Annotated in this window: 22 protein-coding genes; 11 read left to right on the forward strand and 11 right to left on the reverse strand. The window is 70.2% G+C overall.

Annotated features, from left to right (window positions below; translation table 11 throughout):
* Positions 1-38 precede the first annotated feature (38 nt).
* On the forward strand, positions 39-578 hold the full coding sequence (locus EFA46_RS09140; RefSeq protein ID WP_123076482.1) for a winged helix-turn-helix domain-containing protein: 540 nt from the start codon (positions 39-41) through the stop codon (positions 576-578).
* Between the two features lie 4 nt (positions 579-582).
* Positions 583-1,023 carry a hypothetical protein gene (locus EFA46_RS09145; RefSeq protein ID WP_148040663.1) on the forward strand — a complete coding sequence of 147 codons (441 nt, stop codon included), beginning with the start codon at positions 583-585 and terminating at the stop codon, positions 1,021-1,023.
* Between the two features lie 428 nt (positions 1,024-1,451).
* On the opposite strand, the gene EFA46_RS09150 is transcribed toward EFA46_RS09145, so the two are convergent.
* Both EFA46_RS09150 and EFA46_RS09155 read right to left on the reverse strand, forming a co-directional pair.
* Positions 1,452-3,263: a DUF2264 domain-containing protein gene (locus tag EFA46_RS09150; RefSeq protein ID WP_123076480.1), complete on the reverse strand. Its 1,812-nt coding sequence runs from the start codon at positions 3,261-3,263 to the stop codon at positions 1,452-1,454.
* A complete protein-coding gene (locus EFA46_RS09155; protein ID WP_123076478.1) occupies positions 3,263-4,465 on the reverse strand; it encodes a glycoside hydrolase family 88 protein in 1,203 nt (400 codons plus the stop codon). The genes EFA46_RS09150 and EFA46_RS09155 overlap by 1 nt, the downstream gene beginning before the upstream one ends.
* A 179-nt stretch (positions 4,466-4,644) precedes the next feature.
* On the opposite strand from EFA46_RS09155, the gene EFA46_RS09160 reads away from it, so the two are divergent.
* The 3 genes from EFA46_RS09160 (at position 4,645) to EFA46_RS09170 (ending at position 7,932) form a co-directional block, all read left to right on the forward strand.
* Complete coding sequence (locus tag EFA46_RS09160) at positions 4,645-4,929, forward strand: hypothetical protein (RefSeq protein ID WP_123076476.1); 285 nt, start codon at positions 4,645-4,647, stop codon at positions 4,927-4,929.
* A 103-nt stretch (positions 4,930-5,032) separates the two neighbouring features.
* Positions 5,033-6,421, forward strand: coding sequence for a PAS domain-containing sensor histidine kinase (locus EFA46_RS09165; protein ID WP_176969856.1), 1,389 nt, complete (start codon positions 5,033-5,035; stop codon positions 6,419-6,421).
* Between the two features lie 110 nt (positions 6,422-6,531).
* Positions 6,532-7,932 (forward strand): lamin tail domain-containing protein, encoded by a 1,401-nt coding sequence (locus EFA46_RS09170; RefSeq protein WP_123076474.1) that lies wholly within the window; start codon positions 6,532-6,534, stop codon positions 7,930-7,932.
* Positions 7,933-7,961: 29 nt separating this feature from the next.
* Here EFA46_RS09170 and EFA46_RS09175 read toward each other — a convergent pair whose 3' ends face one another.
* From EFA46_RS09175 to EFA46_RS09185, 3 genes are all read right to left on the reverse strand, one after another.
* Entirely contained in the window at positions 7,962-8,276 is a 315-nt protein-coding gene (locus tag EFA46_RS09175; RefSeq protein WP_123076472.1) for a hypothetical protein, read from the reverse strand.
* 42 nt (positions 8,277-8,318) lie between these two features.
* Positions 8,319-8,657, reverse strand: a complete 339-nt coding sequence (locus EFA46_RS09180) for a cupin domain-containing protein (RefSeq protein ID WP_123076470.1) — start codon at positions 8,655-8,657, stop codon at positions 8,319-8,321.
* A 72-nt stretch (positions 8,658-8,729) separates the two neighbouring features.
* On the reverse strand, positions 8,730-13,391 hold the full coding sequence (locus EFA46_RS09185) for a S8 family serine peptidase (RefSeq protein ID WP_158604256.1): 4,662 nt from the start codon (positions 13,389-13,391) through the stop codon (positions 8,730-8,732).
* Between the two features lie 330 nt (positions 13,392-13,721).
* Here EFA46_RS09185 and EFA46_RS09190 point away from each other — a divergent pair, with 330 nt between their 5' ends.
* From EFA46_RS09190 to EFA46_RS09205, 4 genes are all read left to right on the forward strand, one after another.
* Positions 13,722-14,357 carry a 50S ribosomal protein L1 gene (locus tag EFA46_RS09190; RefSeq protein WP_123076466.1) on the forward strand — a complete coding sequence of 212 codons (636 nt, stop codon included), beginning with the start codon at positions 13,722-13,724 and terminating at the stop codon, positions 14,355-14,357.
* The gene (locus tag EFA46_RS09195) at positions 14,358-15,395 is read left to right on the forward strand and encodes a 50S ribosomal protein L10 (protein ID WP_123076464.1); all 1,038 of its coding nucleotides are present in this window, start codon (positions 14,358-14,360) and stop codon (positions 15,393-15,395) included.
* A 21-nt stretch (positions 15,396-15,416) separates the two neighbouring features.
* Complete coding sequence (rpl12p, locus tag EFA46_RS09200) at positions 15,417-15,758, forward strand: 50S ribosomal protein P1 (protein WP_123076462.1); 342 nt, start codon at positions 15,417-15,419, stop codon at positions 15,756-15,758.
* Positions 15,759-15,891: 133 nt separating this feature from the next.
* Positions 15,892-17,136, forward strand: a complete 1,245-nt coding sequence (locus tag EFA46_RS09205; RefSeq protein WP_123076460.1) for a tripartite tricarboxylate transporter permease — start codon at positions 15,892-15,894, stop codon at positions 17,134-17,136.
* Between the two features lie 20 nt (positions 17,137-17,156).
* Here the strand turns inward: EFA46_RS09205 and EFA46_RS09210 are convergent, their stop codons facing one another.
* The 3 genes from EFA46_RS09210 to EFA46_RS09220 are packed head-to-tail and all read right to left on the reverse strand — an operon-like array spanning position 17,157 to position 19,881.
* The gene (locus EFA46_RS09210) at positions 17,157-17,807 is read right to left on the reverse strand and encodes a DUF6517 family protein (RefSeq protein WP_123076458.1); all 651 of its coding nucleotides are present in this window, start codon (positions 17,805-17,807) and stop codon (positions 17,157-17,159) included.
* 44 nt (positions 17,808-17,851) lie between these two features.
* The gene (gene cysS / locus EFA46_RS09215) at positions 17,852-19,330 is read right to left on the reverse strand and encodes a cysteine--tRNA ligase (protein WP_123076456.1); all 1,479 of its coding nucleotides are present in this window, start codon (positions 19,328-19,330) and stop codon (positions 17,852-17,854) included.
* A gap of 53 nt (positions 19,331-19,383) precedes the next feature.
* Positions 19,384-19,881 carry a hypothetical protein gene (locus EFA46_RS09220; protein WP_123076454.1) on the reverse strand — a complete coding sequence of 166 codons (498 nt, stop codon included), beginning with the start codon at positions 19,879-19,881 and terminating at the stop codon, positions 19,384-19,386.
* A 99-nt stretch (positions 19,882-19,980) separates the two neighbouring features.
* Between EFA46_RS09220 and EFA46_RS09225 the strand changes: the two genes are divergently transcribed.
* Both EFA46_RS09225 and EFA46_RS09230 read left to right on the forward strand, forming a co-directional pair.
* Positions 19,981-20,868 (forward strand): CbiX/SirB N-terminal domain-containing protein, encoded by an 888-nt coding sequence (locus EFA46_RS09225; protein WP_123076452.1) that lies wholly within the window; start codon positions 19,981-19,983, stop codon positions 20,866-20,868.
* 1 nt (position 20,869) lies between these two features.
* Positions 20,870-22,009, forward strand: coding sequence for a DR2241 family protein (locus EFA46_RS09230; protein ID WP_123076450.1), 1,140 nt, complete (start codon positions 20,870-20,872; stop codon positions 22,007-22,009).
* Here the strand turns inward: EFA46_RS09230 and EFA46_RS09235 are convergent.
* The 3 genes from EFA46_RS09235 to EFA46_RS09245 form a co-directional block, all read right to left on the reverse strand.
* A complete protein-coding gene (locus EFA46_RS09235; protein WP_123076448.1) occupies positions 22,006-22,557 on the reverse strand; it encodes a hypothetical protein in 552 nt (183 codons plus the stop codon). The two genes, EFA46_RS09230 and EFA46_RS09235, sit on opposite strands and share 4 nt — an antisense overlap.
* Before the next feature lie 46 nt (positions 22,558-22,603).
* A complete protein-coding gene (locus tag EFA46_RS09240; protein WP_123076446.1) occupies positions 22,604-22,798 on the reverse strand; it encodes a methytransferase partner Trm112 in 195 nt (64 codons plus the stop codon).
* A 455-nt stretch (positions 22,799-23,253) separates the two neighbouring features.
* Positions 23,254-24,621 carry an adenylosuccinate synthase gene (locus EFA46_RS09245; RefSeq protein WP_123076444.1) on the reverse strand — a complete coding sequence of 456 codons (1,368 nt, stop codon included), beginning with the start codon at positions 24,619-24,621 and terminating at the stop codon, positions 23,254-23,256.
* Positions 24,622-24,805 lie beyond the last annotated feature (184 nt).

Here is a 24,805-nt window from a genome sequence, read left to right on the forward strand (position 1 = left end):
GGGAAACATATTTTTCCTTGAGGTGCGAACTGTCGCGTATGGGTTCCGACGCCGACGATGCAAATACCGCCCCTCAGGCAGTCGCCGATGCGCGAGCGGACTGGAAGAGTTCGACCACCGCGTTAGAGCGCGTCCAGCAAGTCATCGAGCAGACCACAACCCCGAAGACGGCGGGCGAAGTCGCTGAGGAAGCGCTCGTGAGTGAACCGACCGCTCGGAAGCATCTCAAGTCGCTCGTTGAGGTAGGAACAGCCGCTGCGACTGAGGAGAGTGGTGCGACGAAGTATGCCCGTAATGAGGATACACTTCTGTACCAGCGGATTCGAGAGCTGGCGACAGAACACAGTCGGGAGGAGTTAATCGAGAGTATCCAAGAAATGAAACACCGCATCACGGGATTTGAGGACGAGTACGACGCCGCATCGCCGGAAGACCTCGCGACATCTCTCGAAAGCGACGCTCCTGAAGGCGCCTGGGAGGCGGTGTCCGAGTGGCAGACGACCGAACGGAACCTACACATCGCCCAGGCCGCCATCAACTACGGTCGCGCTCGCGACTTGGGTGCAGCAACGCAGTAAGCCGATGGCGGACGACATCGCAGGACCAGTCGGCCCGGTCGACTATCCAGTACTTCGGCAGATTCGCGATCTGCTCTTGGAAGAGGAACCCCTCGTCGAATCCACAGCCTTTGACGACCCAGTGAATCCGACCGAACTCATCGTCGAATTTTCATCAGAATCTGACTCTCCGGGCCGTATGGAAATCACGTGGTGGAAACGTGGGGCGTATCGCTACCACTATACAGAATCTGGCGGCGTTGATTTCCGCTTCGACAACCACCCGAAAGATGGTGCCCCGAACGCACATTTCCATCCCCCACCGAACGCCGGGCCAGCCGAACCCTCGTTCCTCGCCGGCGTGACCCAGCCGCAGATTGTCACCCGAGCGGTGATCACTCGCTGGCGGCGAGCACTGATCGAGGGCCAGGGACTAGAATCTCTCAATTCAGACACAGACCAGTAGTCGGGAAACTCACGTACCGTTTGAATTGCCGGGTCGGCAAGTTCCCGCGTTTTTATGAGGCTGGCACCCGGCAAATACAGGTAGCACGAGGCGAACTGCGGTGGGCATTAAGTAAGTGGGCAAAGCGATCCCGTGGAACGGTCCACGAGCGAGTTCTGCCCTCTCACGGCAAGGACCAGGGTTCAAATCCCTGCCGGAGCACTTTCATCCATTCTCAACCGAACTCCAGAGAGGTATTTTTCGGCGGTTTCGAGCGGTTCTCTCGACCCCCGTTTTCGCGTTTCTCTCCGAGAGCCGCTGGCTTCGCGGCGTAGAGCGAACCTCGGACACCGATAACGCCTGAGTGTCGAAGACCCCCTCGATAACGCGGACGGCGGTGTTGTCCGAGTCGCGCCCCCGTTCACGAGGCAGGCCTTCCCGCCTCGGGTCTATCGTTCGACGTCGAGGACGCGGTCGCCGTCGTGCTCGACGACGACGGACTCGGCGGTGTGCCGGACCGTCGGCCGGGGGGCGTCGGCGTCGACTGCTCGGTCGGGGTGCGCGCGGGCGGCGGTCGCCAGCCAGTGCGTGTCGGGGTCGAGCGTGGCGCGGAGCGTCGGCACGCTCGTCCGGGGGTGGTAGAGGTTCGTGTTCGGCTCCTCGTGGACGACGCACGCCTCGCGCGTCCCGCGGAGGTCGCGGACGGCGCTCGTTCCGGCGTCGCTCCGCACGACTGCTCCCGCGTCGCGGGTTTCGGTGCCGTGTCGCGGTCCCTCGGGGCGCGCGATGGCGAACCCGCCCTCGTCGACGTGGAGTCGGCGCTCGGTCCGCACGCGGTGGAGTCTGACGTGCCACGGGAGCGCGGGGGCGACCCACGAGTCGATGCGGACGCCCTCCCACGGCGTCCAGCGCGACCGGAGGACGCCGTCCTCGCAGGCGGTCTCGTCGAGGTCGCCGCGAATCCGATAGCTCTCGCCGTCGAGCGAGAGGGCGAGCGTGCTGTCGTGGCCGGCGAGGCCGGGTCCGTGGCGGCGGCTCCCGACGGAGAACCCGAAGGCGCTCGAGTAGGCGAACTTCGCGTACTTCGCGCGGCCGTGCACGCTCCGCTGGCCGGCGCTGAGCGCGAACACGTGGCCGTCGTCGCGGCAGACGACGAGGCCGGGCTCCGGCTGGGTGGTGATCTCCGGGAGGTCGGGCAGGGGCGCCTCGTCGGCCCGCCAGAACGGGTGGTCGGCGGGGAGCGCGAGCGGGAGGAACGCCTTCAGCGCCCAGTACGGCGAGTTCGGGGAGTTGTACTCTTCGGAGGTCTTCAGCGTCGGATAGCGGTAGCCGACGGAGAGGACGCCGCCGTCCGTGAAGATCGGCTGATCGAGCCACCAGCGGACGTTCCGCGCCCACAGCCCCCGAATCTGTCCCCACGGGAGCGCCTCGACGCCGGCGAACGCGAGCGCACCCCAGAAGCCGGCTTGGGCGAAGCGGTAGGTGAGGCTGCGCCCGTAGGGGAGCGCGCGGCCGTCGGCGTCGAACCACGCGCGGTGATGGGTGGCGAACGAGCGGGCGCGCTCGCGGAAGCGCGCGGCGCGCTCCGGGTCGTCGTCCTCGGCGAGCACCGCGTAGAGGAGGCCGTAGTAGTGTATCGCCCACGGGACGTAGTAGTCGACGGGCGCGCCCTCCTCGGGCGGGCCGTCCGTGTACCAGCCGTCACCGACGGCGTAGGACTCCAGTTCGTCGAGGCTCGCCGCCGTCCGGTCGGGGTCGTGCTCGGCGCCGACCGAGCGCAGTCCGAGGTTCGTGAGCACGCGGAAGAACAGCCAGTTGCAGTCGGGGAGGGCGGCGTCGTTTATCTGGTTCAGCCAGTCCGCGAGGTTCGCGCGCTCGCGCTCCGAGAGCGGCTCCCAGAGCTCCTCGGGGACGAGCGCGAGGCCGAGTCCGATGGCGGCCATCTCGACGTGACGCTGGTCGTGGTCGTCGGCGGACCCCCAGTACTCGTCGTGGTCGGGGTCGGTGCCGTTGACGAGGCCCTCTCGGAAGCGGTCCCAGTCGTCGAAGTCGCCGTGGACGCCGAGCGGGACGAGCCCCCAGAGCGGCCGGGAGAACCCCTCGAGTTCGGCGGCCGCGCTCGCGCAGTGCGAGCCGGTCGCGACGGGGCGGACGCGGGCGTTCCCCGGGCTGAAGTGCGAGCGGAGCGGCTCGTAGAGCTCGCGGACGACGGTCTCGAACTCGGTGCGCGTGCGCGGCGCGGTGGTGGTGAGCGGGTTCATTACCAGTAGCGCTCCCAGTCGGCGTGTTCGGTCGCGCGAACGAGGCCCTCGACGTAGAAGTAGTCCCCCCAGAGACAGCACTCGTCGTAGTCGCCCTCGGTGCGGTGGTAGGCGGCGTCGGTGAGCAGGCCGTCGGCGTCCGGGCCGGCGGCGTAGTGCTCCGCGAGGCTCTCCAGCGTCGCGAGCGCGGCGTGCCGGTACGCGGGGACGCGGTCGTCGGCGCTCGGGAGCCGTCTGGCGAGTTCGTCGAAGCCGCAGGCGGCGATGGCCGCGGCGGACGTGTCCCGGATCTCGGGCTCGGGGGCGTCGAAGTCCCAGCGCGGAACGTGGTCGTCCGGGAGCTCCTGGAGGTAGTAGTTGCCGAGCGTCGCGGAGAGGTCGGCGTACGGCGCCCGCGAGCGGTAGTCGGCGGCGAGCGCGTAGCCGTAGACGGCCCACGCCTGCCCGCGCGCCCAACAGGAGTCGTCGGCGTAGCCCTGCGCGGTCTCGCCGCCGAGCGGGTCGCCGGTCTCCGGGTCGCACTGGAACGTGTGGTAGGTGGAGCCGTCGGCGCGGACGAGGTGGTCGGCGGCCGTCCGGGCGTGCGTCTCCGCGATGGCGGCGTACGAGGGGTCGTCGGTCGCCTCGCTCGCCCAGAACAGCAGCGGGAGGTTCAGCATCGTGTCGATTATCATCCGCCCGGACGTCCAGTCGTCGCCGTCGAGGTCGCCCCACGCCTGAATGAGGCCGGGCGCGTCGAGGAAGCGCTCCGCGAGGCGGTCGGCGGCGGCGAGCGCGACGTCGCGGTAGCGCTCGCTCTCGGTGATGCGGTGGCCGGCGACCGCCGAGAGCGTGTAGAGGAAGCCGAGGTCGTGGGTCGCCGTCTCGCCGGCGTGGAGGCGGCGCTCGAACGTCTCGAGCTGGGCTTCGGCGGCGTCGCGGAAGCGCGCGGCGCCGGTGACTTCGTAGGCGAGCCAGCAGAGGCCGGTCCAGAACGACGTCGTCCAGCCGTCCATGTTGTCCGTCGTGCCGTAGGCGAGGTCGTCGCTGGATGCCGTCGGGAAGCGGTCGTAGAACGTCTCGAGGGCGGCGTCGATGCGTTCGATGGCGTCGGCGAGCGCGTCGGCGAGTCGGTCGTGGGCGGGCGTCGCTGGCGCGGCGTAGCGGTCGGGGACGCCGCGGTCGGTGACAGCCGCCGCGAGCGCCTCGGGTGCGCGTGGCATTGAGTCGCGTCTTCAACCCCGCCCACCATAAACCTCTCGCGTGTCTGTCACGTATTCCGGACCGACTGTTCTCCGTCGCCGAACGCGCCGTCGCTTTGGTGCCACCGCCACGCTCGTGTTCCGTGGTAACTCTTCTCTCGACACATTCATAATGGTCGTTCACCATAGATTGTTCTGTAATGACGCTCCGAACGGCGACCGACCTGCTCGAAGACGCGCACTATCCGGCGACCACGGCGGAACTCCGCGAGGCGTACGGGAGCGTGCGGATCGAGCACCCGGCGGGGGAGGAGTCCCTGGGTGACGTGCTCGAGCGCACCGGTGAAGAGGAGTTCGCGGACGCGACGGAGGCGGTGCACGCGGTCATCGGCGCGGTCGGACAGGACGCGGTCGGGCGCGTCGGCTACTCGGACCGCGACCCGACGCCGATGGGCGTCGACGGCCACGAGCCCGTCTCCTTCTGAGGCCACCCCGGCGACGCGCGGGCCGCCGCGTCGCCCGCCGTCGCGCTCCCCCACGACGGCCGGCCCGGAATACACTTATCAAAGCCGCGACCGAAACGCCGATATGGAAGCCGACCCGGCCGGCATCCTCCTCGACCACGCCCAAGACAAGATCCTGCTCCTCGAGGAGGACGGCGTCGTCACCTACGTGAACGCCGCCGTCAGGCCGATGCTCGGTTTCGACCCGGACGACCTCCTCGGCGACTGCATCTTCGACTACGTCCACCCCGACGACGCCGAGCGCGTCCGCGAGACCTTCGGCGCGACGATAGCCGAGGACGACTTCGTCGAGGTGACCGTCGAGTACCGCCACCGGACGAGCGACGGCGACTGGCGCTGGTTGGAGAGTCGCATGTCGAACCTCACCGACGCCACCCTCGACGGCTACGTCGTCAGCTCGCGCGACGTCACGGACCGCGTCACGGCCGAACACGACCGCGACACCGCCGCGAGCCGCCTTCACGAGCTCTCCACGACCACCGGCGACGTCCTCTGGATGTTCGACGCCGACTGGTCCGAGCTCCTCTTCGTCAACCCCGCCTACGAGGAGCTCTACGGCGCGTCGATAGACGGCCTCCGCGACGACCCGCGCTCCTTCCTCGAGCGCGTCCACCCGGACGACCGGCCCGCCGTCGAGGCGGCGATGGCACGACTCTCCGACGGTGAGTCGCTGGACATGGAGTACCGAATCGTCCGCGACGGCCGCCGCGACCGCTGGGTCTGGGTGCAGGGCCAACCCATCGTCGAGGACGGCGACGTCGTCCGCATCGCCGGCTTCACGAAGGACGTCTCGGACCGGCGCCGACGCGAACGCCAGCTCGTCGTCGTCGACAACCTCCTCCGGCACAACCTCCGCAACGACCTCAATGTCATCATCGGGACGGCCGACTCCATCGCCTCGGAGTTCCCGGCGCTCGCGGACCGCACGGCGGTCATCCGCCGGACCAGCCGCGACCTCCTCGCGAGCGCGGAGAAACAGCGCGAGCTCATCGACCTCGTCTGCGAGCAGCCCGGCCGCACCCCCGTCGACCTCGCCTCCCTCCTCGAGGACGCCGTCGCGACGGTCCGCGAGCGCTACCCGAACGCCACCGTCGACTACTCCGGGGGTGTGCCGGCGCGGATACGCGGCCGCCCCGAACTCGAGGCGGCCGTCGTCGAACTCCTCGAGAACGCCATCACGCACAGCCGGAGCGACGCCCCTCGCGTGCGCGTCCGACAGCGGGAGACGAACACGCACGTCGAAATCACCGTCGCGGACGACGCGCCGCCGCTCCCCCCGGTCGAGGCCGACGTCCTCACCGGCGACCACGAGATGACGGACGTCTACCACAGCACCGGCATCGGCCTCTGGCTCGTCTACTGGAGCGTCGACCTCTCGAACGGCCACATCACCGTCCGCTCCACCGAATCGGGGAACCGCATCACGCTCTCGCTCCCCCACACGACCGACTGACGCCCGCGCGTCGAGACGCCAGTCGCCTCGGCGGCCTCCGCCGTGGTATCCGATATCACCCGGCACAGACGGCCAGTCGCCTTTTCAGTCGCGGCGGGCAATTCCGTTGCATGACCGAGGATTCGGATGCCGCCGACGACGCGTCGTCGCTCTCCCGACGCGAGTTCGCGCTCGGCGGCGTGGGCGTACTCGCGCTCGGCGGCGCGGGGGCCTACCTCTCCACGTCCGGTAGTGGGTCGAGCGAGTCGACGTACGTCCTCCAGCAGGGCTACCTCCGCTGGGAGGTCGACCCGCTCTCCCACGAGGACGCGACGGTCGAGGAGTTCTACGACTATCAGACGCGCTCGTCGTCCGCAAGCCCGGCCGTCGACGTCGCGAGCGAGCCCGCCGCCTCCCGCGTCTTCCTCTACGCCGGCCCCGTCGGCACGTCGCTCGTCTTCCTCCACGGGAGCCCCGAGGTGGACCACGGCGGGACGGCGTTCCTCAAGTTCTCCGGGCTCTCGCGCTCGGCGGGCGAGTGGGCGGTCCGCGACGACCCGATGGGGACCGACGACGACTTCGAGAAGTGGGAGGGCGGCAACGCGAAGGTGAAGTGGCAGTGGGACGCCAACACGACCGACGGCGGCGCGTTCTGGGGCGTCGAGGACGCACAGACCATCACAATCACGCCGAAGACGCTGCAGGGCGTCGACGCGTGGCGCTTCCTCACCGGCGACCCCGGGAACGCGACGGCGTTCGACCTCTCCACGGAGAAACCCGCGAAACTCAAGCCCGCCGACGGGCGAGCCGTGAAGCGCGCGAACGTCGCCATCATGCCCGACGAGGACCCGAACGAGTTCGACCCGTACGCGAAGTCGACGCTCACGGTCGTCGTGAAACAGCCGCCCGAGGGCGCGGACGCGAGCGAGTGGGTGGACCCGAGCGACGTCGACCCCGGGAACTACTCCGTCTACTTCGGGTCGAAGGACTACCTCGCCGGGCAGAACGGCGCCTCCCCGCAGAAGTACTTCCGGCAGGACGGCGACCTCTACCTCCAGTACAAGACGAAGAGCGCCCAGTTCTCGCTCGACTCCGCGTACGGCTACCTCGTCGGGAAGACCGGGTCGAACACGTGGTTCCGGGGGCGCGACACCGTCCGGCCGGGCGGCTTCGACAACACCGAACGCGAGCCCTCACAGCTCGTCGTCACCGACCTGAACGTCGACCCCGAAGGCGGCGACCGCGAGCACCTCGCCTCGGAGTACGTGGAGTTCACGAACGACGGCGACGACCCCCTCGACATGACCGGCTACACCGTCGTCGACGCCGAGGGCTGGGAGTTCCACCTGCCCGACGGCTTCACCCTCGAGGCGGGCGCGTCCTTCCGCCTGCACACCGGCGAGGGCGAGTGGGACGAGGACGACCTCTACTGGGGTCTCGACACCCCCGTCTGGGGGAACGACGGCGACACGGTTCGCGTCCGCGACGCCGAGGGCGAACTCGTCCTCGAGTACGGCTATCCGCGGACCTGACGACTCCGGCGGGAGGCGGGGGTGACGCGTCAGGCGACCGCCCGAACGACCACGTACGTCCGGTTCTCGTACCGGACGCAGTCGTCCCAGAAGTCGTAGGCGCTCCGGTTCTCGGGGAGCGTGCCGTTCTCGACGGCGCGGGCGACGACGGACCGCTGGCGCTCGCTGAGGGCCTCGTAGGCGACGACGTCCGAGCAGTGGCTCTCGTTCATCGCGTCCGTGAACGCGTGCGTCTCGCTCGGGGTCGACCGGTCGCCGAGCGACCCGACGCCGAGGGCGAAGAACGCGACGGAGACGCCGACGAGGGCGACGGCGACGAGGAGGGCCCACTGATGGCGCTGCACACCCGAAGTCGTCGCCCGGCCGATAAGTGTCTTCTCCCGACGTTAGCCGTCCCTCTCGGACCCGGCGGCGCCGCCCGAGGCGTGCGGCGGGACGTAGAGGTTGAGCGTCTCCAGCGCCTCCTCGTCGCTCGCGCGCACCTCGTGCGTTTCGCCCGCCTCCACGACGAGCAGGTCGCCCTCCTCGACGTCGAGCGTCTCGCCCGCGACGACGACGCTCCCGGACCCCGACACGACGTAGAGCCACTGGTCGCTCTCGGCGTGGGCGTTCGTCGGCCCGCCCGTCGCCTCGCCCGCTTCGAGCGTCATCACGGCGGCCTGCGCGTCCTCGGTCTCCACCAGCACGTCGAACCAGCGCTCGGACTCGACTCGCGTTCGCTTCACGCGCGGCGCTTCGCACGCGGGGGAGTGAACGCTTGTGGTCGACTCGGACCGCCGCCGAGGAAGGCACCCGCGTCAGCGGCGGCGGAGGAGGAGGGCGGCGGCCGCCGCGACGAGCGCCGCCCCGACGCCGGGCGCGGGCGACCCGCCGCTCGTCGTCTCGCTCGCCGTCGAGACCGTCGCGCTCGACGTACTCGTCGCCGTCCCGATGGGGGCGGCCGTCGGCGTCGTCGTCGTCTCCGAGGGCGCGCCGCCGACGGCGAAGACGGAGAACCCGGGGGTCGTCGCGGCGTACGCGTCGCCACCGCGAGCCGCCGTCGGGAGCGGGTCCCACGTCCCGCCGTGATAGCGGTAGAGCGTGACGTCCGCGGGCGCGACGCCCTCCGGGAGCGCGCGTTCGGCGACGGAGAAGCGGAGCGTCGCCGAGCGCACGGCCGCGTCCCCGGCGTCCGCCTCGACGCCGAAGTAGCGCACCGCCCGGGAGCGGTCGAGCGCGGGCGTCCCGCTCGGCGCCGAGGCGGTCGGCGTCCCGACCGTGACGGTGACGCGCGACGCGTTCCCGGTCAGCGAGAGCGTCGCACCGGTGACGCCGACACCGCCCGACGTGGCGTTCGGGAGCGTGACGGTCGCCGTCCCGTTCCGCACGGGCGCCGACACCGCGACAGCCGTGTCGTTCGCCGACACGGTCGTCTCGGTCCGCGTCGTAGTCGTGGTGGTCGGGGGCGTCGTGGTGGTCGTGACGGCGCTCCCGCCACCGGCGAAGCCGCCGCCACCGCCGCCGCCTCCACCGCCACCACCCCCGTCACTACTGGTGGTGGTGGTCGCTCGCGCCCGCACGGAGACCGTGGTCGACGCGGTCGCCGTCTGCCCGCGGGTGTCGACGATAGCGACGCGCGGGTGGGCGGTCGCCGCCGACGCGTACGCGTGCGTGATCGTCGCCTCGGACCCGCTCGTCGTGCGTTCGACCGTGCCGTCACCGTCGACGTCCCAGCGGTACTCGGTGATGCCCTGCGTGTCCGTCGCGTCGGCCGCCGAGAGCGTCACCGACTCGCCCACCCGTGGGGTCGACGGAGACGCGGTGAGCGCCGCCGTCGGCGCCAGATCCACGACCTCGAGTGTCGTCTCGTTCGAGACCGTGTGCCCGCCGGTGTCGGTCACCGAGTGAGTCAGCGTGTACGTCCCGAGGGCGTCGTAGGTGTGCGTGACGACGCTGCCGGTCGCCGTCGTGCCGTCACCGAAGCGCCACGTCGAGTTCGCGACGCCGAGGTTGTCCCACGAGGTGTCGGCGTACGCGAGCGTCTCGCCCACCTCGACGGGCCCCGACTCGTTCAGCGCGAACCGGGGTTCGGGCGGGACGTCGCGCACCTCGAAGGCGTCGAACGTCGTCGACGTCACCGCGTTCCCGCCGGCGTCGACGGCGCGCACCGCGAGGCTGACGTTCCCGGCGTACCCCGTGGTGTTCAACGCGACGGCGTACCGGTGGACGTCCCCCGACTCGGTGGCGTCGAGCAGGGTGGCGTTCTCCCACTCGCTCGCGTCGCCGTCGAACGGCGTCGCCGTCGCGCTCGCGTTCGCGTACGCCACCCTGAACGCCGAGAGCGAGGCGTTGTCGACGACGCTGACCGAGACGACGGTGGAGCCGTTCGGCGCGTCGCTCGTCGCGTCGAGGCGCTCGACGTCCACCTGCCGGAGCTGCGGCGGGACGACGTCCGCCGTCGCCTCGTACGTCACCACGTACGTCGAGACGGTGCGCGAGGACTGCGCGAGCGCGTCGTTGCGCGCGTTCACCCGGAGTGCGACCGTCGTCCCGTCGTCCGTCGGCACCTCGAGCGTCGCCGTCCCCGTCACGTTGCGGACGAGCGTCTCGCTCCCGTTCACCCGGAGACGAACCGTGTCGTTCGCCGCGTCGCGATACGGCGTCCCGACGCCACCGTAGGAGCTCTGCGTCGCCTGCGGCACGAGCGTCACGCTGCCGTCCGCGCGCCACGCCGCGTACGTGCCGGTGAACGGCTGCCGGAGGACCGACTGCTCGGCCGCCGTCCCGTACTCCGGGAGGGCGAGCGCGCGCGGGCCGACGCGCCACGAGCCGTCGGCGCCGGTCGCGACCACGCCGAGCGCGGCGCCCGCCGTCCGGTACACCGACTGCACGCGCCGGTCGCCGAGCGACCCGGCCTCGAGCGTCCGGCCGTACGCGTCGCGGTACGCGACGTCGTAGGTCGTTCCGGCTTCGGCGCGCGCGTACGTGACGGCCGTCCGCGCGAGGTCGGATTCGTTCACCGTCCACGTGTTCGCGCCGCTGACCCCGGACGTGGTCCGTTGCAGGTAGTAGACGCTCGCGGCGTCGAGGCTCGCGTCCGCGTTCGTCCCGAGGAACCACGTCGGCTCGACGGAGAGGTCGGCGGCGTTGCTCGCGTAGACCGTGCTCGCGCCGTCCGTCCCCGTCGCCGCGCTCACCGAGTAGGCGTACGCGTCGCCGTCGCCGTCCGTCTCCACCTCGGTCGCGGCGACGCGCGTGTAGCGCCCGCGCGTCGACGTGTTCGCGACGGCCACGCGCTGTGCGTACGTGTCGTCCTCGTCGAGCGCGACCGTCGTGCTCCCGTTCACCGCCACGGTTCGCCGCGTAATGACGGGATTCCCCCCGCTCTCGCTCACGCCCGCCGAGAGCGCGGTGTACGTCCCGTTCGTCAGCAGGTAGCGCGTGACGGTCCCGTTCGAGAACCCCATCCGGTCGAAGAGCGCGACCGCGTGCGGGCGCTGGAACGGCCCGTTCCGCTCGGGATAGAGGAGGACGGGGTCGTCCGTGACGTTCGTTCCGTCCATCCCGTGCTTCTCCACCGTCACCGCGTACGCGCGGGCGAAGCCGAAGACCCCGGTCGCGTCGCTCGCCTCGAACGAGACGCGCCCGGCGTACGCGCCGACGACCGACCCCGTTCGGACGGTGACGGTCACGGTCGCACGCTCCCCGGGCGCGAGCGCGAGCGTCGAGCGGTTCAGCGACGCCGACGCGTCACCCTCGCCCGGGTTCACGACGTTTCGAAGGCTCGCGTTCATCGCGAGCGTCGCGTTCGACTCCCCGTAGTTCGCCACAGTGAGCGTCGCGTTCGCCGTCGTGTTCGACGTGTAGCGCCCGACGTCCGCCGACCCCGGCGACACCACGATGTCGGGGTCGGGGTCGTCCGAGGCGTTCACCCCCGCCGCTTCGAGGGCGTCCGTCGCGTTCACGCGCCCCGCGCCCTGCACGTACGCGTCCGCGTCGCCGAGCGGGTCGGCCGTCGAGACGAGTCGCGACTTCACCTCGTGGGGCGTGAGCGCGGGGTTCTTCGAGAGCACGAGCGCGACGACGCCGCTCGTCACCGGCGTCGCCATCGACGTGCCGCTCTTCTCGACGTAGTCCGGCCCGTCCTCGTGGAAGGCGTTCGCGCTCACGACGCGCGACCCGGGCGCGACGACGTCCGGCTTGACGTAGTAGCCGCGCGGCGTCGGCCCGCGCGAGGAGAACGACGCCACCGAGCCGTCGTTGTCGGTCGCGCCGACCGTGATGGCGTCCTCGACGACGCCCGGGCTCTGCACGGAGAGGTACTCGCCGTCGTTGCCGGCCGCGACGACCACGGGAATCCCCTCGGCGGTCGCCGCCTCGATGGCGTCCGTGTACGGGTCGTTCGAGCGGAGCATGTACGCCGGGCCGCCGAGGCTCATCGAGACGACGTCCGTCTCGCTCTCGTTGACGGCGGCCTCGATGCCCGCGACGATGCGACTCGTCGGCGCCCCGCCCGTCCCGAAGACGCGGACGTCGACGAGGCTCGCGTTCGGCGCGATGCCGGCCTGCGTGCCGTTGCTCGCCTCGCCGGAGCCCGCAATCGTCGCCGCGACGTGCGTCCCGTGCCCCGTCTCGTCCGCCGCCGGCGCCTCGCCGTCGACGAGGTCGTACTCGCCGACGACTTTCCCCTCGTCGAGGTCCGGGTGGGTCTGGTCGATACCGCTGTCGATGACGGCGACGGTGACGTTCTCGCCGCTGACGCCGTAGTCCGCTCTCGCGCGCTCGCCGTCCACGATGCGGTCGGCCTCCGCGTTCGCCGCGTGATACCGCACGTCGAGCGTGACGTGCGCGACGTCGCCGTCGCTCCGAAGGCGCTCCGCGACCGACGCCGCGTCGGCCTTCGCGACGCGCGTCGAGGCCGCACCGATGCTGTCGAGGCGACGCTCCGTCTCCAGCCCGCGAACGGAGTCGAGGGCGTCCGTCGAGGCCGCCGACGGCTCCCCCGACCGCCGCGCGTCGCCCGCGCCGTCCGCGTCGCGCACGATGACCGGAATCGACGTGCTGTTGGCGTCGTCGTACCCCTGCGCGCGCAGGAGGTCGACGTTGAACAGCGTCGGGTCGAACGTCTCGAAGTCGACGCCCGCCGGGACGACGTACGTCCCGCGAGGCGTGCGGAGCGTGTACGTCGTCGTGGCCGCGTCCGTGTAGTAGCGCGTCGTCTCGTTGCGCGTCACCGCGTGGACCGTCTGCCCCGTGACGAGCGTCACGTTCGTCACCGCTCCCTCGAAGGAGGCGGCCGACGGCGTCCGCGCGGCGGTCGAGGTGTTCGCGTCGATGCGTTCGAGCGCGCCGAGCGCGGGCGCGGTGCCCGCATCGTCGTCAGATACGGGTGCGTCGAGCGATGCCTCGGCGGCTACCGGTGCCGCCGCGCTCACGACGACGAGGACGACGGCGAGTGCGGCGAGTGAGCGACGTCTCATGCGGGAAAACCGAACGTTCGCCCGTGGCGGCCACCCCGGCATAAAAGTAGCGGCTACATACGACGCGCGTCACGCGGCGCCCGCGCGACGAATACGGCGTCCGGGCACGCACTCGGTTTCGGACGGTCGTGCGCCCGCGAACGGCGGTGGCGCGTGGCGACACGGACGACGCGAGCGCGGCCGTCACGGGCGTTACGACGCCCCATACGGCCTCGGAAACGACGGCTTTAAGGACGGCATACCCCTCGTCCCAGACGAGACAGGCGTAGCCTGTTTCACTGACCCGTAGAAGCTCCCCTTGAGGGGGCAGACACACTACGGAGGTGAAAGATGGCAGATAACATAGAAGAGGCAGTCGCGCAAGCGATCGAGGAGGCCCCAGAGCGGAACTTCCGCGAGACGGTGGACCTCGCGATCAACCTCCGTGACCTCGACCTCAACGACCCGTCGAACCGCGTCGACGAGAGCGTCGTGCTGCCGTCGGGCACCGGACAGGAGACACGTATCGTGGTTTTCGCCGAAGGTGAGACGGCCGTCCGAGCCGAAGACGTCGCAGACGACGTCCTCGGTGGCGACGAGCTCGAAGACCTCGGTGACGACGATGACGCTGCGAAGGACCTCGCCGATGAGACCGACTTCTTCATCGCCGAAGCGTCCATGATGCAGGACATCGGTCGCTACCTCGGTACCGTCCTCGGTCCGCGCGGGAAGATGCCGACCCCGCTCCAGCCCGACGACGACGTTGTCGAGACCGTCAACCGCATGAAGAACACCGTGCAGCTCCGGTCGCGTGACCGGCGCACCTTCCACACCCGCGTCGGTGCGGAGGACATGAGCGCCGACGACATCGCGTCCAACATCGACGTCATCGTGCGTCGACTGCACGCCGACCTCGAGAAGGGCCCCATGAACGTCGACTCCATCTACGTGAAGACGACGATGGGTCCCTCCGTGGAGGTGGCCTAAATGTCCGCAGACTCCGAGCGCACGACGGAGACCATTCCCGAGTGGAAGAAGGAGGAAGTCGAGGCACTCGTGGAGTTCCTCGAGTCCTACGACTCCGTCGGCGTCGTCAACGTCGCCGGCATTCCGTCGCGCCAGCTGCAGGACATGCGCCGCGAGCTCCACGGGAGCGCCGAGCTCCGCATGAGCCGGAACACGCTCCTGAAGCGTGCGCTCCGCGAGGTCGACGACGGCCTCGAAGACCTCACCGAGTTCGCGTACGGTCAGGTCGGACTCGTCGGCACGAACGACAACCCGTTCGGCCTCTACAAGCAGCTCGAGGCGTCCAAGACGCCCGCGCCCATCAACGCCGGGGAAGTCGCCCCGAACGACATCGTCATCCCCGAGGGTGACACCGGGATCGACCCGGGTCCGTTCGTCGGCGAACTCCAGCAGATCGGTGCCGACGCACGCATCCAGGAGGGCTCCATTCAGGTGCTCTCCGACTCCGTCGTCACCGAGGAGGGCGAAGTCGTCTCCGACGACGTCGCGAACGTCCTCGGTGAACTCGGCATCGAGCCGAAGGAGGTCGGTCTCGACCTCCGGAGCGTCTTCAGCGAGGGCGTTCTCTTCGACCCCGAAGACCTCGCAATCGACGTCGAGGAGTACCGCGCGGACATCCAGTCCGCCGTCGCCTCGGCGCGGAACCTCTCCATCAACGCCGAATACCCGACCGCCGCCACCGTCCCCGACATGCTCCGCAAGGCCGCCGGGGAAGCGAAGAGCGTCGGTCTCGAAGCCGCGATCGAGAGCCCCGACCTGATGGACGACCTCGTCAGCACGGCCGACGCGCAGGTGCGCGCGCTCGCCGCCAACATCGACGACGAGGAGGCGCTCCCCGAGGAACTCCGCGGCGTGGAGGCACCCGCCGCCACGGCCGAGGAGTCCACGGAGGAGTCCGAGGAAGAACAGGCTGAAGAAGAAGAAGCCGAACCCGAAGACGACGGCGACGACGACGACGAAGACGCCGGCGGCGAGGGTCTCGGCGAGATGTTCGGTTAACACACTACGAGGTTCACAACAATGGAGTACGTTTACGCTGCACTCATCCTGAACGAATCGGGCGACGAGATCAACGAGGACAACGTCACGGCCGTTCTCGAGGCCGCTGGCGTCGAGGTCGAGGAATCCCGCGTCAAGGCGCTCGTCGCCGCGCTGGAGGACGTCGACATCGAGGACGCCATCGAGTCCGCCGCGGCCGTCCCGGCCGCCGGCGCGTCCGGTGGCTCTTCCTCCGGTAGCTCCGAGGAGTCCGAGGAGTCCGAGGAGTCCGAAGACGCCGAGGCTGAGGAAGCCGACGAAGGCGGCGAGGAAGAAGAGGACGAGGAGGCCTCCGGTGAGGGCCTCGGCGACCTCTTCGGCTAATCCCCGCGACACCCAATCACGTTTCTTTCTTTCGCGACACGTCGCGTAGCGGCGGCACCGTCCGGACACCGCCGACGAGACACCGCGTCGCGACGCCGACGTTCAAGTACGGGAAGGGAACCAGTTCGGCGCGATGTACGCGTTCGGCGTCCGCGTCGGCTTCGAGACGGGATCGGCGCTCGTGGTGCTCGGGTTCGTGGCGCTCGGCGTCGCGCTCGGCACCGTCTCGGGACTGACGCCCGGCCTCCACGTGAACACGCTCGCGGTGCTCTTAGCGGCGGCCGCGCCCGCCCTCCCCGGGCCGGCGCGCGGCGTCGCCGTCGCGATACTCGCGGCGGGCGTCGTCCACTCGATCCTCGACGTCGTGCCCGCGCTCGCGCTCGGCGTGCCGGACACGGCGATGGCGCCGTCGACGCTCCCCGGGCACCGCCTCGTGCTCGCCGGGCGGGGTCGCGAAGCCCTTCGGCTCTCCGCGCTCGGGAGCGGCGCGGCCGCGCTCCTCGCGTGCCTCCTCGGGTGGCCGATCACGCGGGCGATTCGGCCGCTCGCACCGCTCCTGCGCGAGCACCTCACGGTCGTGCTCGCCGCCGTCGTCGTCTTCCTCGTCCTGACCGAGGCCTCGCGCCGCCAGCGCATCGGCGCGTGCGCGGCGTTCGCCTGTAGCGGCGTCTTCGGCGTGCTCGCACTCGACCAACCCACGGACGCGCTCCTCGGGAGCGGCGACCTACTGATGCCGGCGTTCGCGGGACTGTTCGGGCTCCCCGTGCTCGTGGCGGCGGCACGCGGCGGCGGGCCGCCCGCGCAGGCGGACGCCGCGATCACCACGTCGCCGCGCCGCACGCTCCTCGCCGGCCTCGCCGGCGCGGCGGCGGGTGCGGCGGTGAGTTACGTCGCCGGCGTCTCCAGCGCCGTCGCGGCCGTCGTCGCGCTCGCCGCACTCCCCGCGAGAAGCGACGGCGACCGCGCGTTCCTCGTCGCGACGAGCGGCGTCAACACGAGCAACACGATCTTCGCGCTCTTCGCGTTCGTCGCCCTCGACGAGGCGCACACCGGTGTCGTCGTCGCGCTCGACCGGAGCGCGGTGCCGCTCGACCTCCCGCTCTACGTCGTCTCCCTCCTGCTCGCCGCCGCGCTCGGCGTCGTCCTCGTGCTCGTCGTCGGCGACCGCTATCTCGACGCGGTCCGCGTCCTCCCGCACCGGGGGGTCTGCCTCGTCGCATTCGGCGTCGTCTGCGCGCTCGCGCTCGTGCTTGCGGGACCGATTGGTCTCGCCGTCCTCGCGGCCGGAACGCTCGTCGGCTTCGTGCCCGTCCACTTCGGCGCGCGCCGCGTTCACCTGATGGGCGTGCTCATCGTGCCGATCGTGCTCGCGGCGTGAGGGAGCGAAAAAGAGAGGCGTCAGGCGCTGGCGTTGCCGTGCTGGACGCCGCCGAGGAGGGTCTGCACGCGCTGGGACTCCTGGTCGTCGAGCTGCTGCGGGTAGACGGCGACGGCGATGACGTAGTCGTCACCGTCCTGCACCTTCGTGACGTGGACGTAGACGTCCATCGACTGACCGCCTTGGAGCTTCGCCTGCGCGCTGAACGTCCCGACCGTGGTCTCGTGGCCGAGCATCGTCGCCGTGTAGTTCGAGCGGTGCTGGATGTTGTCGATGCTCTCGTAGTTCTGCTGGAGCATCATCACGAGCTGCTCGTTGCTGTAGTCGGAGACGGGGTTGAACGGCCCCTGTCCGAGCACTTTCACCTGGGGGGTGGCGACGGCGCTGAAGACGGCGGCGCGCTTCGAGCCGAGCGGCCCGAGGTCGATGCTGCGGTCGTACTGGGCGATCCAGTTCGTCACCTCGACCTGCTTCGACTGGCCGGCGGCGCTGAAGTTCCGCGTGATGACCGACTGGTTCACGGCCACCTCCTCGTAGTCGGTCTCGGAGAGCGCTTGGTCGCTGACGGTCGCCTTCTCGGCGCTGAACGTCACGGGTCCCGAGAGGAACGAACACCCCGAGAGCGCGACGAGCACCACGAGCCCCACCGCGACGAGTTGTTTCTGTCGCATGCTACGGGCGAGTATTCGTCGCCCGCGAAAAAAGCCTCCGGCCGCTACAGCCTGTATGTCGGTCCGCTGTCAGTATCCTCGACCGTGACGTCGAGCGCCTCTAGCTCGTCTCGCAGTCGGTCTGCGCGCTCGTACTCACCCCCCTCTCGCGCTTCTTCTCTGAGTTCCAACACGAGCTCGACGAGGTCCTCGGAGAGCGTGACGTCACCGCCCCGCTCGGCACCGAGTTCGAAGCCGAGAACGCCGCCGCCGTACTCCTCGAACGTCTCGACGGCGGCCTTGAGGCCCCCGTAGTCGTAGTCGTCGCGCTCCGCGAGGTGGACGTTCACCGCCGACACGAGGTCGAAGAGCGCGGTGAGCGCCTCGCGCGTGTTGAAGTCGTCGTTCATCGCCGCCTCGAACTCCGTCGCGGCGTCCTCCGTGGCCGCCCGGAGGTCCGCGTCCTCGGCCTTCGTGTGGGCGTCGACGGAGTCGAGGGCGGCGACGGCGTCCTCGTAGCAGCGCTCGAGGCGCTCGGCGCGCTCGACGGCCTCGTCGATGGCGTCCTCCGAGTAGGTCTGGCGGCTGTTGTAGGTGCCCGAGACCATGAAGAGCCGGAGGGCGTTCGCGCCGTACTCCGCGACGGCGTCCGCCACCGTGATGAAGTTCCCGAGGCTCGAACTCATCTTCTCCTCGTCCATCTCGAAGAGCGCGCAGTGGAGCCAGTAGTTCGCGAACGGCTCGCCCGTCGCGGCCTCCGACTGCGCGATCTCGTTCTCGTGATGGGGGAAGACGAGGTCGCGGCCGCCGACGTGGATGTCGAGCGTCTCCCCGAGGTGCGCCATGCTCATCGCCGAGCACTCGATGTGCCAGCCGGGCCGCCCCTCGCCCCACGGCGACTCCCACGTCTGCCCCTCCGGGTGCGCCGGCGTCCCCGGATGGTCGTGGCCGCGGTGGCGCGCGATGGCGTCCGCGTCGACGCCGTCCGCCTTCCAGAGCGCGAAGTCCGCCGGATGGCGCTTCTCCGAACGCTCGTCGGGGTCGCCCTGCTCCTCGATGCTCTCCAGGTCCTGATTGGAGAGCTTCCCGTACTCCTCGAAGGTGGTGACGTCGAAGTAGACGGAGCCGTTCGACTCGTAGGCGTGGCCCGCCTCGACGAGCGTCTCCACGAGGTCGATGATCTCGGGGACGTGCTCGGAGACGCGCGGGCGGACCTCGGTCCGCTCGAGGTTGAGCGCGCGCATCGACTCGAGGACCTCCGTGATGTAGTGTTCGGCGACGTCGTTCTCGTCGTCGCCGTCGCGCCCGACGCGCGCGACGATCTTCTCGTTCACGTCCGTGAAGTTCTCGACGTGCCGGACGCCGTACCCCAGATGTCGGAGCCAGCGGCTCATCACGTCCACGTGCACCCACGAGCGGGCGTGGCCGAGGTGGGGCGGGTCGGAGGTCGTCAGCCCACAGTAGTAGAGGCGGACGTCGTCGGGGTCCTGCGGGACGAACTCCTCGGTCTCGCCGGAGAGCGTGTTACTCACGCGCAGCGTCATTACCCGCGAGGTAGGGCGAGCCCCGACGTTAAACCGTTGGTCTGCGGGACGCGCTACGCGGGCACGCCGTCGAGTGCGGCCTCCACGGCGCGCACGGCGTCGGGGCCGTCGCGGCGCCCGACGACGACGAGCAGGGCGTCCCCGGCGACGCCGGCGGCCTCGACCGCGACGTCCGCGACGCCGAGGCGCCCGAGGACGGCCCCGAGCGCGGTCGCGTCCACGTCGCCCGTCGCGAGCACGCCCGTCAGGGACCCCTCACCGGGCGCGAAGCCGGTGCCGTTCACCGCGAGCAGCGCGTCCTCGGCGGCCTCGACGCGGCCGAGGCGACTCTCCATCGCGACGCGGGCGTCGCGCGACTCGGTCCCGTAGCCGTCGAGCGCGTCGGCGTGTCTGCGGAGCGCCGTCGCCGCCGCGTCCACCTCCGCTTCGGCGTCGAGGCCGAGGAAGCGCGCCGCCGCCGCGTGGTTCACGACGCCCGCGCGCAGCGCGGTGTGGAGGAAGGGGTGGTCGTGGAGCGACTCTCGGACGGCGGCCGCGAGCGTGTCGGTCATGCGAGGACGAAAGACGAGAGCGAGGTTAACGCTTCGTGGTCGCGCGACGCACCGCCGGAGACGGTGACCATAAGGCGCACGCGCGCCAACGAATGGCGTATGCAAGCGCTCGTCATCGTCGCGCACGGCTCGCACCTCAACCCGGGGTCGAGCGAACCGACGTTCGCGCACGCGGACACCGTTCGGGCGACCGGGGCGTTCGACGAGGTCCGCGAGGCCTTTTGGAAGGAGGAGCCATCCTTCCGCGAGGCCCTGCGCACCGTCGAGTCCGAGGAGGTGTACGTCGTACCGCTGTTCGTCTCCGAGGGGTACTTCACCGAGCAGGTCATCCCGCGAGAACTCCGCCTCGAGGGCTGGAACGTCGAGGAGTGGAACTCCGACGGGACGGACGCCGAGCACGTCACGCTCGACGCCGCCGACGTCGAGAAGACCGTCCACTACTGCGGGCCGGTCGGCACGCACGACTCGATGGGCGACGTCATCGTCGAGCGCGCGAAGTCCGTCACCGGCGACCCGGACGTCGGCGAGGGCTTCGGCCTCGCCGTCGTCGGCCACGGCACCGAGCGCAACGAGAACTCCGCGAAGGCCATCCACTACCACGCCGACCGCATCCGCGAGAGCGGGCGCTTCGAGGAGGTGAAGGCCGTGTTCATGGACGAGGACCCCGAGGTCGACGACGTCTCCGACCTCTTCGAGAGCGACGACGTCGTCGTCGTCCCGCTCTTCGTCGCGGACGGCTTCCACACGCAGGAGGACATCCCCGAGGACATGGGTCTCACGGACGACTACCGCGAGGGCTACGAGATACCCACAGCGGTTGAGGGCACCCGCATCTGGTACGCGGGCGCGGTCGGCACCGAACCGCTCGTCGCGGACGTCATCCTCGAACGCGCGCGTGATGCGGGCGCGGATGTCGCCGCCGCCATCGAGACGGTGCGCGAGCAGACGCGCGAGGACGCCGGCGACACGGCGGCGGCGGGTGACTGAGATGAGCGATGGCCTCGCCGCCCTGATGGAGGCGGCCACCGACGGCGTCGACTTCGACGGCCTCGTCGTCGAGAACACCGCGTACGGCTATCGCTTCGAGACGCCGGAGGTGTCGAAGCGCGGTATCGACGCCAGCGAACTCGCCGCGCTCGCCGACGGCGACCCTTACGTCCGGAACTGGCGCTACTGGGAGGAGACCGTCGGCGGCCACGGCACCGCGCGCCGGGCGTTCCTCCGGTGGCTCGAAGGCGCCGACGACGCGAACGCGCCGGACGCGCCCGAGACGGGCGAATCGGACGCGCACGCGGAAACCGAGGCCGCCGACGAGACCGGCGACGAGGACGGCGAGACGACCGACGTGAAAGCCCGTATGAACGCCCTCCGCGACGGCGGCCGCACCCGCACGTGGGGCGAACTCCGCGTCCGCGTCCGCCTCGCCGAGGGCGGCGCGCGCGTCTACGACGTCCGCCACCACGAGGACGCCGACGCGGACCCGGACGCCCTCGACACCTACCGCGACCCGCTCGACGCGCGCGAGCTCGTGAAACACGACGACGACGGCCGCTATCGCCCGCTCTCGACCGCACCGTCGCTCCCGCACGGCTGGCGCTTCGTCGACCTCTCGGGCGACGACCTCGTCGAGACCGTCGGCTTCGTCTACCCGGCGACGGTCGAGAACTGGCACCGCGAGCGCGCGGGCGACCTCGACGTCACGCACTGGCGCGAAACCGCCGAGCGCCAGAGCGGCATCTACGGCGTCGTCTCGGAGCTCCCCGAGGAGGCGCTCGCGTGGGCCGCCGAGGCCTGCTGTGTCGACAGCCAGTGTCTGAAGCGTCGCGAGTGGGACCACGACGCCGACCACGAACTCGACGTCCCGCGCGGCGACGGGGAGTTCCCCTGCCGCGAGCCCTGCTCGCTGTTCGTCGCCGCCGCGCGCAAGTTCACCTACCTCGAACAGGAGGACGAGCACACCTACGAGCTCATGCTCACCGAGAGCGAACTCGAACAGCTCGGCGACCTCATCGACGCCGTCGCGGACGGCCGCGTCGATGAGGTTCGGGAAGCCGACGTCGGTGACGGCGCGAACCGCTATCGCGCGCGCTATCTGCGAGCGAAACGCGGGACGGACCTCGCCGACTAGCGCACGGCGTACCACGACCCCGCCGTGCAGGCCGCCGCGACGAGCGCGAGCGCGAGCGCGGCGTACCCGTTCACGAAGAGCAGCGCGAGCACCGCACAGAGCACGCCGACGACGGCGACGGTTGCGGGGACCGCCGGCCGCAGCCGGTCGGCGAGCGACGCCTCGTCGTCGGTGCGCTGGACTTCCGCCAGCGACTCGTCGACGTCGACCCCCTGTGGCTCCGTCGCCTCCGTGACGCGGACCGGGATTTCGATGCGTTCGGCGCCGTAGCCGGCGACGACGTCGAGCGTCCCCTCCACGGGGCGTGGGCCGTCCGGAGCGACCGACACCGGGACGGTCTCCGTGGCGTCCTTCGCGACGTAATGATTGCCGTCGCCGACGCTCGCGACCCGCGAGAGGTCGTCGTCGAGGTGGACGTGGACGTGGCTCGCGGTGCCGTGATTGACGAGGTCGACGGCGAACGACCGCTCGACTTCGAGCGCGGTCGGGTCGGCGTCGAGCCCGTGGATGCGTTCGCGGTTCAGGTGGACGGTGAGCGTCCGCGACACGGTTCGACCGGGCAGACGACGCCCGAGAGCAAAAAGGTTCCTCAGGTTACGCCGGCGTCTCCTCGCGCATGTCCGGCGGGAGGAGGTTCGGGATGCCGTCCTCTATCGGGTAGGTCTCGCCGCAGTCCGTGCACGTCAGCGTCCCCGAGACGACCTCGCCGTCCTCCTCGTCCTCGACGTCGAGTTCGAGGTCGTGTTTGTCGAGCGGACAGCAGACGATGTCCATGAGGTCCCGCTTCATGTTTCGAGGGTGGGCGTCCGCCGCCCAAAAGCCTACGGGTTCCACGCGACGACCTTTTACTCTGCACACGGCCTGCGGCCGTGCTCGGCAAAAGCTCGACCAAAAGCACTGCGCGCCTCCCGTTGTCTGCGGGCGACCCGTGAGTCGCCCGCAGGCCAGAGGTACGGCTACGCCGTCCCTCCTTGGTCGGCGCTTGGCCTCGCCCTACGGGCGAGTGAATCGCGGGGCGTCACGCGAGGCCCAGAGGGCCGAGTGTGACTCAGCGAGAACTTCGTTCTCGCCCGACTCCGGGCTCTTGCGAGCCACTCGGTCCGGGAACGCTAGTCAAATAGGTCTTGACGGTACGATCCGTGCGAGACTGCGATGCCTGGGGAAACTTCTTCCCCAAGGTTACACCGCTCGGGTGTCCGGTCGCGCGTGGCGCGACCAACTCCTCGCTGGCGCTCGTCGTCGCCCTACTCGAAGGGGTTCGTCCGCACGACCGTCTCCTCACGACCCGGGCCGACGCCGAGCGCGTAGGCGGGGACGCCGAGTTCGTCCTCGACGTACTCGACGTACGCCTTCGCTTCGGCGGGGAGCGCCTCGTAGCCCTCCTCGGCGACGACTTCGGAGTCGAACGCCTCCCAGCCGTCGAACGTCTCGAAGACGGGCTCGCAGGCCGCCCAGCGCTCCGTCGTCGCGGGAATCGTGTCGAGTTCCTCGCCGTCGAGTTCGTAGGCGCGTCCGATCTTCACCTCGTCCAGCCCCGCGAGCACGTCGAGGTGGTTGATGACGACGCCGGTGAAGCCGTTCGCGCGCGTGGAGTGCCGGAGCATCGCGAGGTCGAGCCAGCCGACGCGGCGCGGTCGGCCAGTGACGGTGCCGTACTCGCCGCCCTCGTCGCGGATGTAGGTCGCGAGTTCCTCCTCGCGCCCTTCGCCCGGCGTGTAGTCGGGCGTGTCGCCCTCGACGCCGGCGAGTTCGGTGGGGAGCGGGCCGCTTCCGACGCGCGTCAGGTAGGCCTTCACGATGCCGACGATCTCGCCGTCGTCGCCACCGACGACGCCGGGGCCGAGGCCCGTGCCCGTCGAGGCGCCGCCGGCGGTCGGGTTCGAGGACGTGACGTAGGGGTAGTTCCCGTGGTCGATGTCGATGAGGGTGCCCTGCGCGCCCTCGAACATCACTTCCTCGCCCGCCTCGAGGCGCTCGGCGAGGAACTCCCCGGCGTCCACGAGCATCTCCTCCTCGCGGAGGCGCTCGGCGTATTCGCGGTATTCCTCGTGGAGCGCGTCGATGTCGAACGCTTCGCCGGTCTCGACGCCGAAGACGTCCTCGGCGAGCGCGCGCTTCTGCGGGACGACGTACTCGAGTTTCTCGCGGAGCACGTCCTCGCTCACGAGGTCGCCCACGCGAATGCCGCGACGGCCGGCCTTGTCCTCGTAGGTCGGGCCGATCCCGCGCCCGGTGGTGCCGACTTCCTCGCCGTCCTCGCTCTTCGCTTCCTCCTCGATGCCGTCGAGGACGCGGTGATACGGGAAGATGACGTGTGCGCGACGCGCGACCCGGACGTCCGGGTCGAGGCCACGCTCTTGGAGGGCGTCTATCTCTTCGAAGAGCGTGGACGGGTTGACGACACAGCCGTTGCCGAGGACGCCGGTCTTGCCGCGAACGGCACCGCTCGGCACGAGGGAGAGCTTGTACTCCTCGCCCTCGTGCACGACGGTGTGGCCGGCGTTGTCGCCGCCCTGATAGCGCGCGACGACGTCGACGGCGTCGCCGAAGATGTCGACGACGCCGCCCTTGCCCTCGTCGCCCAGCTGTGAGCCGACGATGGTGACGGTCATACGCCGGACGTTTCGCCGCCTCGGTGAAACCCGTTACGGTCCGCGACCCGAGAACTATCCATAGGTGTGTACACTCTCGGCTCGTGGTGAGAGGGAGTGACCACGTACGACCCTATTCCTGTCGGCTCCGCCGGGCAGAAAGACGTATATCCCCCGCGTGCGAAACCGCGCCAGAGCGGCGTCC

It is taken from the genome of Halarchaeum sp. CBA1220, assembly GCF_003721175.2.
GTDB classification, from domain to species: Archaea; Halobacteriota; Halobacteria; order Halobacteriales; family Halobacteriaceae; genus Halarchaeum; species Halarchaeum grantii.

Excerpts from the sequence above, each read along its gene's own strand:
- rpl12p (WP_123076462.1), top strand. The coding sequence starts at position 15,417 with ATGGAGTACGTTTACGCTGCACTCATCCTGAACGAATCGGGCGACGAG.
- EFA46_RS09210 (WP_123076458.1), bottom strand. The coding sequence starts at position 17,807 with ATGCGACAGAAACAACTCGTCGCGGTGGGGCTCGTGGTGCTCGTCGCG.
- EFA46_RS09205 (WP_123076460.1), top strand. The coding sequence starts at position 15,892 with ATGTACGCGTTCGGCGTCCGCGTCGGCTTCGAGACGGGATCGGCGCTC.
- EFA46_RS09170 (WP_123076474.1), top strand. The coding sequence starts at position 6,532 with ATGACCGAGGATTCGGATGCCGCCGACGACGCGTCGTCGCTCTCCCGA.
- EFA46_RS09230 (WP_123076450.1), top strand. The coding sequence starts at position 20,870 with ATGAGCGATGGCCTCGCCGCCCTGATGGAGGCGGCCACCGACGGCGTC.
- EFA46_RS09160 (WP_123076476.1), top strand. The coding sequence starts at position 4,645 with ATGACGCTCCGAACGGCGACCGACCTGCTCGAAGACGCGCACTATCCG.
- EFA46_RS09195 (WP_123076464.1), top strand. The coding sequence starts at position 14,358 with ATGTCCGCAGACTCCGAGCGCACGACGGAGACCATTCCCGAGTGGAAG.
- EFA46_RS09245 (WP_123076444.1), bottom strand. The coding sequence starts at position 24,621 with ATGACCGTCACCATCGTCGGCTCACAGCTGGGCGACGAGGGCAAGGGC.
- EFA46_RS09225 (WP_123076452.1), top strand. The coding sequence starts at position 19,981 with ATGCAAGCGCTCGTCATCGTCGCGCACGGCTCGCACCTCAACCCGGGG.
- EFA46_RS09240 (WP_123076446.1), bottom strand. The coding sequence starts at position 22,798 with ATGAAGCGGGACCTCATGGACATCGTCTGCTGTCCGCTCGACAAACAC.
- EFA46_RS09190 (WP_123076466.1), top strand. The coding sequence starts at position 13,722 with ATGGCAGATAACATAGAAGAGGCAGTCGCGCAAGCGATCGAGGAGGCC.
- EFA46_RS09165 (WP_176969856.1), top strand. The coding sequence starts at position 5,033 with ATGGAAGCCGACCCGGCCGGCATCCTCCTCGACCACGCCCAAGACAAG.
- EFA46_RS09150 (WP_123076480.1), bottom strand. The coding sequence starts at position 3,263 with ATGAACCCGCTCACCACCACCGCGCCGCGCACGCGCACCGAGTTCGAG.
- EFA46_RS09155 (WP_123076478.1), bottom strand. The coding sequence starts at position 4,465 with ATGCCACGCGCACCCGAGGCGCTCGCGGCGGCTGTCACCGACCGCGGC.
- EFA46_RS09185 (WP_158604256.1), bottom strand. The coding sequence starts at position 13,391 with ATGAGACGTCGCTCACTCGCCGCACTCGCCGTCGTCCTCGTCGTCGTG.
- EFA46_RS09220 (WP_123076454.1), bottom strand. The coding sequence starts at position 19,881 with ATGACCGACACGCTCGCGGCCGCCGTCCGAGAGTCGCTCCACGACCAC.
- EFA46_RS09140 (WP_123076482.1), top strand. The coding sequence starts at position 39 with ATGGGTTCCGACGCCGACGATGCAAATACCGCCCCTCAGGCAGTCGCC.
- cysS (WP_123076456.1), bottom strand. The coding sequence starts at position 19,330 with ATGACGCTGCGCGTGAGTAACACGCTCTCCGGCGAGACCGAGGAGTTC.
- EFA46_RS09145 (WP_148040663.1), top strand. The coding sequence starts at position 583 with ATGGCGGACGACATCGCAGGACCAGTCGGCCCGGTCGACTATCCAGTA.